Origin of the sequence: Kitasatospora sp. NPDC057518 (genome assembly GCF_042802075.1) — a bacterium.
Classification (GTDB): Bacteria; Actinomycetota; Actinomycetes; order Streptomycetales; family Streptomycetaceae; genus Kitasatospora.
This window is the reverse complement of sequence record NZ_JBHVEU010000341.1, coordinates 1-9,580: the sequence shown is the minus strand read 5'-3', so window position 1 is coordinate 9,580 and position 9,580 is coordinate 1. Positions and strand designations below refer to the sequence as shown.

At 70.0% G+C, this 9,580-nt stretch carries 11 protein-coding genes; 9 read left to right on the top strand and 2 right to left on the bottom strand.

Going from position 1 to position 9,580, the window contains the following annotated elements; translation table 11 throughout:
* Nucleotides 1-34: 34 nt before the first annotated feature.
* Together ACFU7Z_RS28690 and ACFU7Z_RS28685 are read right to left on the bottom strand one after the other, a co-directional pair.
* The gene (locus tag ACFU7Z_RS28690) at nt 35-811 is read right to left on the bottom strand and encodes an ABC transporter permease (protein ID WP_380780584.1); all 777 of its coding nucleotides are present in this window, start codon (nt 809-811) and stop codon (nt 35-37) included.
* A gap of 20 nt (nt 812-831) precedes the next feature.
* Entirely contained in the window at nt 832-1,758 is a 927-nt protein-coding gene (locus ACFU7Z_RS28685) for an ABC transporter ATP-binding protein (RefSeq protein WP_380780581.1), read from the bottom strand.
* Between the two features lie 154 nt (nt 1,759-1,912).
* Between ACFU7Z_RS28685 and ACFU7Z_RS28680 the strand changes: the two genes are divergently transcribed.
* The 9 genes from ACFU7Z_RS28680 (at nt 1,913) to ACFU7Z_RS28640 (ending at nt 9,490) form a co-directional block, all read left to right on the top strand.
* On the top strand, nt 1,913-2,737 hold the full coding sequence (locus tag ACFU7Z_RS28680) for a metalloregulator ArsR/SmtB family transcription factor (protein WP_259316761.1): 825 nt from the start codon (nt 1,913-1,915) through the stop codon (nt 2,735-2,737).
* Nucleotides 2,738-2,787: 50 nt separating this feature from the next.
* Nucleotides 2,788-4,203: a Fe-S cluster assembly protein SufB gene (gene sufB / locus ACFU7Z_RS28675; RefSeq protein WP_049650590.1), complete on the top strand. Its 1,416-nt coding sequence runs from the start codon at nt 2,788-2,790 to the stop codon at nt 4,201-4,203.
* Nucleotides 4,204-4,257: 54 nt separating this feature from the next.
* Nucleotides 4,258-5,487 (top strand): Fe-S cluster assembly protein SufD, encoded by a 1,230-nt coding sequence (sufD, locus tag ACFU7Z_RS28670; RefSeq protein WP_380780579.1) that lies wholly within the window; start codon nt 4,258-4,260, stop codon nt 5,485-5,487.
* Nucleotides 5,488-5,492: 5 nt separating this feature from the next.
* Nucleotides 5,493-5,810 (top strand): bifunctional 3-phenylpropionate/cinnamic acid dioxygenase ferredoxin subunit, encoded by a 318-nt coding sequence (locus ACFU7Z_RS28665; protein ID WP_049650588.1) that lies wholly within the window; start codon nt 5,493-5,495, stop codon nt 5,808-5,810.
* A gap of 6 nt (nt 5,811-5,816) precedes the next feature.
* On the top strand, nt 5,817-6,581 hold the full coding sequence (sufC, locus tag ACFU7Z_RS28660; RefSeq protein WP_074001667.1) for a Fe-S cluster assembly ATPase SufC: 765 nt from the start codon (nt 5,817-5,819) through the stop codon (nt 6,579-6,581).
* The gene (locus ACFU7Z_RS28655) at nt 6,578-7,837 is read left to right on the top strand and encodes a cysteine desulfurase (protein ID WP_049650586.1); all 1,260 of its coding nucleotides are present in this window, start codon (nt 6,578-6,580) and stop codon (nt 7,835-7,837) included. Before sufC ends, ACFU7Z_RS28655 begins: the two co-directional genes overlap by 4 nt.
* Before the next feature lie 19 nt (nt 7,838-7,856).
* On the top strand, nt 7,857-8,309 hold the full coding sequence (sufU, locus tag ACFU7Z_RS28650) for a Fe-S cluster assembly sulfur transfer protein SufU (RefSeq protein ID WP_049650585.1): 453 nt from the start codon (nt 7,857-7,859) through the stop codon (nt 8,307-8,309).
* Nucleotides 8,310-8,330: 21 nt separating this feature from the next.
* Nucleotides 8,331-8,708, top strand: coding sequence for a metal-sulfur cluster assembly factor (locus ACFU7Z_RS28645; RefSeq protein ID WP_259316762.1), 378 nt, complete (start codon nt 8,331-8,333; stop codon nt 8,706-8,708).
* Between the two features lie 125 nt (nt 8,709-8,833).
* Entirely contained in the window at nt 8,834-9,490 is a 657-nt protein-coding gene (locus ACFU7Z_RS28640) for a Uma2 family endonuclease (RefSeq protein WP_380742812.1), read from the top strand.
* Nucleotides 9,491-9,580: the final 90 nt, after the last annotated feature.

Sequence of the window (9,580 nt, the reverse complement as noted above, 5' to 3'; positions counted from 1 at the left end):
GTGGCCGGGGGGCGTTGTGCGTTGCCGCCGCCGGTCACTCCCAGCGGAAGAAGCGGGCGGCCGCGGCCAGGCCGAGCACCGACCAGCCGGCCAGGATGCCGAGGTCCGCCCACGGCACCCCGGCGCCGGCCTGGAGCACCGACCGCAGGCCGTCCGAGAGCGCCGAGATCGGCAGCAGCTCCAGCACCGGGCGCACCGCGTCGGGGAACCTGCCCAGCGGCACGACCACCCCGCCGGCGAGCAGCAGCAGGATGAACACCAGGTTGGCGCCGGCCAGGGTGGCCTCGGCCTTCAGGGTGCCGGCCATCAGCAGGCCGAGCCCGGAGAAGGCGGCGGTGCCGAGGACCAGCAGTGCGGCGACCGTCAGGGGGTTTCCGTGCGGGGACCAGCCGAGGGCCAGGGCGATCACCGACAGCAGCGCGACCTGCAGCGCCTCCGTCACCAGGACGCAGCCGGTCTTGGCGGTCAGCAGCGCCCAGCGCGGCAGCGGGCTGGCGCCGAGCCGCTTCAGTACGCCGTAGCGGCGCTCGAAGCCGGTGGCGATGGCCTGGCCGGTGAAGGCGGTGGACATCACGGCCAGCGCGAGCAGCCCGGGGGCCAGGAAGTCGACCCGCTTGCCGGGGCCCTCGACCGCGACGATGTCCACGGCGGAGAACAGCACCAGCAGCACGGTCGGGATGACCACGGTGAGCAGCAGCTGCTCGCCGTTGCGCAGCAGCATCCGGGTCTCGAACGCGGTCTGGGCGAGCAGCATCCGGCCGACGGGCGCGGGGCCCGGCTTGGGGGAGTAGTCCGTCGTGGCGGCGCTCATGGTTGCCTCACTGCGTTCGCTCATGAGCGGAGCTCCCGTCCGGTCAGGTCGAGGAAGACGTCCTCCAGGCTGCGGCGCTGGACGGACAGCCGTTCGGGCAGGATGCCGGAGGCCGCGCACCAGCCGGTGACGGCGGCCACCAGCTGCGGGTCGACGGGCGCCTCGACGCGGTAGTTGCCGGGGGCGGTCTCGGTGGCGGTGGCGTCCTCGGGCAGCTCCTTGAGCAGCGGGCCGAGGTCGAGCCCGGGCGGGCCGTCGAAGTGCAGCGTGCTCTCGGCGCCGCCGCGGCACAGCTCCTCGGTGGTGCCGTCGGCGATCACCTTGCCGCGGTCGACGATGGCGACCCGGTCGGCGAGCTGCTCGGCCTCGTCCATGTGGTGGGTGGTGACGACCACGGTGACGCCGTCCCGGCGCAGGTCGCGCACCAGCTCCCAGGTGGCCCGGCGGGCCTGCGGGTCGAGGCCCGCGGTGGGCTCGTCCAGGAAGACCAGCTCGGGGCGGCCGACCACGGCCATCGCCAGGGCGAGCCGCTGCTGCTGGCCGCCGGACAGTCGGCGGTAGGTGGTGCGGCCGCAGGAGCCGAGGCCGAGGCGTTCGACCAGGGCGTCCACGTCCAGCGGGTGGGCGTGCAGCTTGGCGGTGTGCCGCAGCATCTCGACGGCGCGCGCGCCCGCGTACACGCCGCCGGACTGCAACATGACGCCGATCCGTGGCCGGAGCGCGGCGCTCTGGGTGACCGGGTCGAGGCCGAGGACGCGGACGGTGCCGCCGTCCGGACGGCGGTACCCCTCGCAGGTCTCGATGGTGGTGGTCTTGCCGGCGCCGTTGGGGCCGAGGACGGCGGTGATCGCGCCGGCCGGGATGGTGAGGTCGAGGCCGTCCACCGCGAGCTTGTCGTCGTAGCGTTTGACCAGCCCGGCGATCTGGACCGCGGGTTCGGAGTGCATACCGGCGAGTGTAAGAGGGCCTGACGCGCCGGCCGGACGGCGGCTCGGTGATCGTTTTCCCAGGTCAGGTAAGGCTAACCTGCGTGACAGATGACACCGGTGAGGCCTGGGTCACGGCTTGTCCCGGCGGAAGTAATTACGCAACACTGGTGTTGTGAAAAACATGCGCGAGCACGCCCAGCAGCGGGAGGCCGAGTCGGCCTCCTCCTGTGACGTGCCCGTGACGGCGGCCGAGGTGCTGCTGGAGGGCCACCGGGCCACCCGGGACCGGGTCGCGCGGTCGATCCTGGACCACGGCCCGTCCTCCGCCGCCGACCTGGCGAACCGGCTCGGCCTCACCGCCGCCGCCGTCCGCCGCCACCTCGACGGCCTGGTCGCCACCGGTCTGGTCGAGTCCCGTGAACAGCGGGTCTACGGCAGCCGCGGCCGGGGCCGTCCGGCCAAGGTCTTCGCCCTCACCGACGCCGGCCGGGACGCCTTCTACCAGGCGTACGACCAGCTCGCCGCCGACGCGCTGCGCTGGATCGCGGACTCGGTGGGCGGCGGCAAGGCGGGCGAGGAGGCGGTCGCCGCCTTCGCCCGCGCCCGGTTCGGCAAGCAGGCCGAGAAGTACCTGGAGGCCCTGCGCCTGGCCGCCGCCGGAGAGCGCCCCGAGGCGCTGGCCCAGGCGCTCAGCGCGGACGGGTACGCTGCCACGGTGCGGCGTGTCCCGTCGGCCGCGGCCAAGGCCCCGGCGGGCGCCCAGCTCTGCCAGCACCACTGCCCGGTCGCGCACATCGCCGAGCAGTTCCCGCAGCTCTGCGAGGCGGAGACCGAGGTCTTCTCCCAGCTCCTGGGCACCCATGTGCAACGGCTGGCCACGATCGCCCACGGCGACGGGGTCTGCACCACCTATGTGCCGGCACCCGGTGCCGCATCGTCGTCCGCCCAGCCCCCGGCGGGACGCGGCTCCGATGCGATGCCGACTGCCAGTACATGAAAAATTCCGTGTCCACCGAAGATTCAGCGTCCGCGCGTTAGGAAGCTCGCATGACTGACACCGTTTCGCACCCCGAGCTCGAAGGCCTCGGCAATTACGAGTACGGCTGGGCCGACCCGGACACCGCCGGTGCCGCGGCCAAGCGCGGGCTCAGCGAGGACGTCGTCCGCGACATCTCGGCGAAGAAGAACGAGTCCGAGTGGATGCTGAACCTGCGGCTCAAGGGCCTGAAGCTGTTCGGCAAGAAGCCCATGCCGACCTGGGGCTCCGACCTCACCGGCATCGACTTCGACAACATCAAGTACTTCGTCCGCTCCACCGAGAAGCAGGCCGAGTCCTGGGAGGACCTGCCGGCGGACATCAAGGCGACGTACGACAAGCTCGGCATCCCGGAGGCGGAGAAGCAGCGCCTGGTCGCCGGCGTCGCCGCCCAGTACGAGTCCGAGGTCGTCTACCACCAGATCCGCGAGGACCTGGAGGAGCAGGGCGTCATCTTCCTGGACACCGACACCGCGCTGCGCGAGCACCCGGAGATCTTCAAGGAGTACTTCGGCACGGTGATCCCGGCCGGCGACAACAAGTTCGCCGCGCTGAACACCGCGGTGTGGTCCGGCGGCTCGTTCATCTACGTGCCGAAGGGCGTGCACGTCGACATCCCGCTGCAGGCCTACTTCCGGATCAACACCGAGAACATGGGCCAGTTCGAGCGGACGCTGATCATCGTCGACGAGGACGCCTACGTCCACTACGTCGAGGGCTGCACCGCCCCGATCTACTCCTCCGACTCGCTGCACTCGGCGGTCGTGGAGATCATCGTCAAGAAGGGCGGCCGCTGCCGCTACACGACCATCCAGAACTGGTCGAACAACGTCTACAACCTGGTCACCAAGCGTGCCGTGGCGTACGAGGGCGCGACCATGGAGTGGGTCGACGGCAACATCGGCTCCAAGGTCACCATGAAGTACCCGGCCGTCTACCTGATGGGCGAGCACGCCAAGGGCGAGACCCTCTCGATCGCCTTCGCGGGCGAGGGCCAGCACCAGGACGCCGGCGCCAAGATGGTGCACATGGCGCCGAACACCTCGTCCAACATCGTCTCCAAGTCGGTGGCGCGCGGCGGCGGCCGGACCTCCTACCGCGGTCTGATCGAGATCGGCGAGGGCTCCAAGGGCGCCAAGTCCAACGTGCTGTGCGACGCGCTGCTGGTGGACACCATCTCCCGCTCGGACACCTACCCGTACGTGGACGTCCGCGAGGACGACGTGTCCATGGGCCACGAGGCGACCGTCTCCAAGGTCAGCGAGGACCAGCTCTTCTACCTGATGAGCCGCGGCATGACCGAGTTCGAGGCGATGGCGATGATCGTCCGTGGCTTCGTCGAGCCGATCGCGCGCGAGCTGCCGATGGAGTACGCGCTGGAGCTCAACCGGCTGATCGAGCTGCAGATGGAGGGCGCGGTCGGCTGACCTCCGGCCGCCGCCGTCCACTCATTTCCGAGGAAGAGAGCACTACGAACAGCCATGGCTGAGCAGAACACCACCGGCTCCACCACCGCCGGTTCGATCGAGGTCGGCACGGCCGGCGCGGGCGCGCAGCTCGCCGGCCCCGGCACCGGCCGCACCACGGTCCAGCAGCCGATCGACGCGCGCGTCGCGGTCAAGCCGTCCTTCGACGTGAACGACTTCCCGGTGCCCACCGGCCGCGAGGAGGACTGGCGGTTCACCCCGCTGCACCGCCTCGGCGGGCTGCACGACGGCACCGCCGCCGCTGCCGAGCGCGGCGAGGACAAGGTCGAGTTCACGCTGCCGGACGGCGTCACCGCCGAGACCGTCGGCCGGGACGACGCCCGCCTGGGCAAGGCCGGCACGCCGGTCGACCGGGTCGCCGCGCAGGCGTTCAGCGCCTTCGACCAGGCCCTGGTCGTCACCGTCCCCAAGGAGTCGGTGCTGGCCGAGCCGGTCCGGATCGACGTGCGCGGCGAGGGCGGGGTCCGCTTCGCCCACGTGGTGATCGACGTCAAGCCGTTCGCCGAGGCCGTCGTGGTGCTCAACCACGCGGGCACCGGGACCCGGGCCGCCAACGTCGAGCTGCTGGTCGGCGAGGGCGCCAAGCTCACCTTCGTCTCCGTCCAGGACTGGGACCGCGACGCCGTCCACGTCGCCCAGCACAACGCGCTGGTCGGCCGGGACGCCTCCTACAAGTCCGTGGTCGTCACCTTCGGCGGCGACCTGGTCCGGCTGCACCCGCGGGTCAACTACGCAGGCCCCGGCGGCGAGGCCGAGCTGTTCGGCCTCTACTTCGCCGACGCCGGCCAGCACCTGGAGCACCGCCTGGTCGTCGACCACGACACGCCGCACTGCCGGTCGAACGTGGCGTACAAGGGCGCGCTCCAGGGCCAGGACGCCCACGCGGTCTGGGTCGGCGACGTGCTGATCCGCGCCGCCGCGCTCGGCACCGACACCTACGAGCTCAACCGGAACCTGGTGCTCACCGACGGCGCCCGGGTCGACTCGATCCCGAACCTGGAGATCGAGACCGGCGAGATCGTCGGCGCCGGCCACGCCTCGGCGACCGGCCGCTTCGACGACGAGCAGCTGTTCTACCTGCAGGCCCGCGGCATCCCGGCCGACGAGGCCCGCCGCCTGGTGGTGCGCGGCTTCTTCGCCGAGCTGCTCCAGCAGATCGGCGTGGCCGAGGTCCAGGACCAGCTCATGGAGAAGATCGACGCCGAGCTGGAATCGGCGGTCTGAGCCCGATGACCTTCCTCCGTGCCTGCGCGCTGAACGACCTCCAGGAGGACGTTCCCAAGCGCGTGGACCTCAACGGCGTGCCGGTCTCCGTCGTCCGCACCGACGAGGGGGTGTTCGCGATCAACGACACCTGCTCGCACGCGAACGTCTCGCTCTCCGAGGGCGAGGTCGAGGACTGCATGATCGAGTGCTGGCTGCACGGCTCCAGCTTCGACCTGCGCACCGGCAAGCCGTCCGGCCTGCCCGCCACCAAGCCGGTCGCTGTCTACCCCGTAAAGATCGAAGGGGACGATGTGCTCGTCTCCGTCAACCAGGAGTCCTGAGTACACATGGCAACCCTTGAAATCCGCGACCTGCACGTCTCCGTGGACGCCGAGAACGGCCCGCGCGAGATCCTGAAGGGCGTGGACCTGACCGTGAAGCAGGGCGAGACCCACGCCATCATGGGTCCGAACGGCTCGGGCAAGTCCACCCTCGCCTACTCGCTGGCCGGTCACCCCAAGTACACCGTCACCGGCGGCTCGGTGCTGCTCGACGGCGAGGACGTCCTGGAGATGTCCGTCGACGAGCGCGCCAAGGCCGGCGTCTTCCTGGCCATGCAGTACCCCGTCGAGGTCCCGGGCGTCTCGGTCTCCAACTTCCTGCGCACCGCCGCCACCGCCGTCCGCGGCGAGGCCCCCAAGCTGCGGCTGTGGGTGAAGGAGGTCAAGGAGGCGATGGCCGCCCTCCAGATGGACCCGGCCTTCGCCGAGCGCAACGTCAACGAGGGCTTCTCCGGTGGTGAGAAGAAGCGCCACGAGATCCTCCAGCTGGAGCTGCTCAAGCCGAAGATCGCGATCCTCGACGAGACCGACTCCGGCCTGGACGTCGACGCGCTGCGGATCGTCTCCGAGGGCATCAACCGGGTCCGCTCGACCGGCGAGGTCGGCACCCTGCTGGTGACTCACTACACCCGCATCCTGCGGTACATCAAGCCCGACCACGTCCACGTCTTCGCGGGCGGCCGCATCGTCGAGTCCGGCGGCGCCGAGCTCGCCGACAAGCTGGAGAACGAGGGCTACGAGGCGTATGTGAAGGGGGGCGCGTCCGAGTGACGCATCCGTTCGCGGGACTGCTCGACACCGACGCGATCCGCAAGGACTTCCCGGTCCTCCAGCGGGTGCTGCACGACGACAAGCCGCTGGTCTACCTGGACAACGCGGCGACCTCGCAGAAGCCGCGCCAGGTGCTGGAGGCGCTGAACGCCTACTACGAGCGGCACAACGCCAACGTCCACCGCGGCGTGCACGTGCTCGCCGAGGAGGCCACGGCGCTGTACGAGGGCGCCCGGGACAAGGTCGCGGCGTTCGTCAACGCGCCGAGCCGCAACGAGGTGATCTTCACCAAGAACGCCTCGGAGTCGCTCAACCTCGTTGCCAACATGCTGGCCTGGGCCGACGAGCCGTACCGGGTGGACGCCGACTCCGAGATCGTCATCACGGAGATGGAGCACCACTCCAACATCGTCCCGTGGCAGCTGCTGTCGCAGCGCAGCGGTGCGAAGCTCAAGTGGTTCGGGCTGACCGACGAGGGCCGGCTCGACCTGTCGAACATCGACGAGCTGATCACCGAGAAGACCAAGGTGGTCTCCTTCACCCTGGTCTCCAACCTGCTCGGCACCGTCAACCCGGTCGAGACGATCGTCCGCAAGGCCCAGTCGGTCGGCGCGCTGGTCGTCATCGACGCCTCGCAGGCCGCGCCGCACATGGTGCTCGACGTGCAGGCGCTGGAAGCCGACTTCGTCGCCTTCACCGGGCACAAGATGCTGGCCCCGACCGGCATCGGCGTGCTCTGGGGCCGCCAGGAGCTGCTGGAGGACCTCCCGCCGTTCCTCGGCGGCGGCGAGATGATCGAGACCGTCACCATGGGCTCGTCCACCTACGCCCCGGCGCCCCACAAGTTCGAGGCCGGCACCCCGCCGATCGCCCAGGCGGTCGGACTCGGCGCGGCCATCGACTACCTCCAGGGCATCGGCATGGAGAAGATCGCGGCGCACGAGCACGCGATCACCGAGTACGCCGTCGAGCGGCTGCTGGAGGTCCCGGACCTGCGGATCATCGGCCCGCGCACGGCCGTGGACCGCGGCGCCGCGATCTCCTTCACCCTCGGCGACATCCACCCGCACGACGTGGGCCAGGTGCTGGACGAGCAGGGCATCGCCGTGCGCGTCGGCCACCACTGCGCGCGGCCGGTGTGCCTGCGGTACGGAATTCCGGCGACCACGCGGGCGTCGTTCTATCTGTACTCGACGCCGGGCGAGGTCGACGCGCTGATCGACGGCCTGCACCACGTCCGGAACTTCTTCGGCTGAGGGACGGGGCAGGACGACCATGAAGCTCGACTCGATGTACCAGGACATCATCCTGGACCACTACCGCAACCCGAAGGGCAAGGGGCTGCGGGACGGCGACGCCGAGGTGCACCACGTCAACCCGACGTGTGGCGACGAGATCACCCTGCGGGTGAAGCTCGACGGCGCCAAGGTCACCGACGTCTCGTACGAGTCCCAGGGCTGTTCGATCAGCCAGGCCAGCGCCTCGGTGCTGAACGAGCTGGTGGTCGGCAAGACCGTCGGCGAGGCGCAGGCCGTCCAGGAGGCCTTCCTGGAGCTGATGCAGAGCAAGGGCCAGGGCGAGGGCGACGAGGAGGTGCTGGAGGACGCGGTCGCGTTCGCCGGCGTCTCCAAGTACCCGGCCCGGGTCAAGTGCGCGCTGCTCAGCTGGATGGCCTGGAAGGACGCCACCGCCCAGGCGCTCGCCAAGAACCCCGCCGTGAACGACTGACCCGCAGAGGAGGACAAGACCATGAGTGACGAAACCCCCTCCACTGCGGAGGAGCAGACCGGCACCGTCATCGTCGGCACCACCGCCGGCACCGTCTCGGTCGAGGACCTGACCGAGGCCCTGATGGACGTCGTCGACCCCGAACTGGGCATCGACGTCGTCAACCTGGGCCTGATCTACGGCATCCACATCGACGAGTCCGACGTGGCCACCATCGACATGACGCTCACCTCGGCGGCCTGCCCGCTGACCGACGTCATCGAGGACCAGGCCAAGACGGCCACCGACGGCCTGGTGCAGGACCTGCGCATCAACTGGGTCTGGATGCCGCCGTGGGGCCCCGACAAGATCACCGACGACGGCCGCGACCAGCTCCGCGCCCTCGGCTTCAACGTCTGAGGACGGGCTAGTTCGTCAACCTGCTGCCGTACAAACCTCCCCTTCGAGGGAAAGGTTTGTACGGCAGTGGTATATCTGCGACCGGGCGGCCAGGCTGGAGCCGCGACCGTGGAGGGAGCGACGTAATGGCTGTGGAAGCAACCGGGCACTGGACGTTGCCCGACTCGCCGTACGCCATGTGGGTCCGGGGCGAGCTTGAGCAGTATCTGCGGATTCCGGACGATGGCACGCGGGTCGAGGTCATTGGAGGGGAGTTCGTCGTGTCACCGGCGCCGGCAGTTACGCATGCGGTGTTCCTCTCGCACATCGAGCGACGGTTCACGCTGGCCTTGGGTTCGGATCCGGCCTTCCCGTGGAGGGCACTGCAGACGGTCAACCTGGACCTGGTGGAGATCGGTGACGGCTACATCCCGGACCTCGTCATCGTGGGTACCGAGGTCGAGGAGCGGGCTCTGAACGGAGACCTCTCCCGCCTCCACCCGGACGACATCGGCATGGCGGTCGAGGTGACCTCCCCGTCCAATGCCCGCTATGACCGCCGCCCGATGTTCGGGCGGCAGATCAGGTCCACCAAGTGGAACGGGTATGCCCGGGGCGGGGTGCCGAACTACCTGCTGGTGGACCGCGACCCGCGGCTGTCCGGTGTCACCCTGTTCGGGGAGCCGAACCGGGGCGAGGGGACGTACGAGGTGCTGGGCGAGTGGAAGTTCGGTGAGACCGTCCGGCTGCCGAAGCCCTTTGACGTCGAGATCGATACCGGCAAATGGAAGCCCTGGGAGTAGGGGTGGAAGCGCCGCCGGCCCCGGGGTAATAGGGATTGCCCGGGCCCCGGGGTGGGTGGGGGGGGGGGGAGGGCGGGGGGGGGGGGTTTT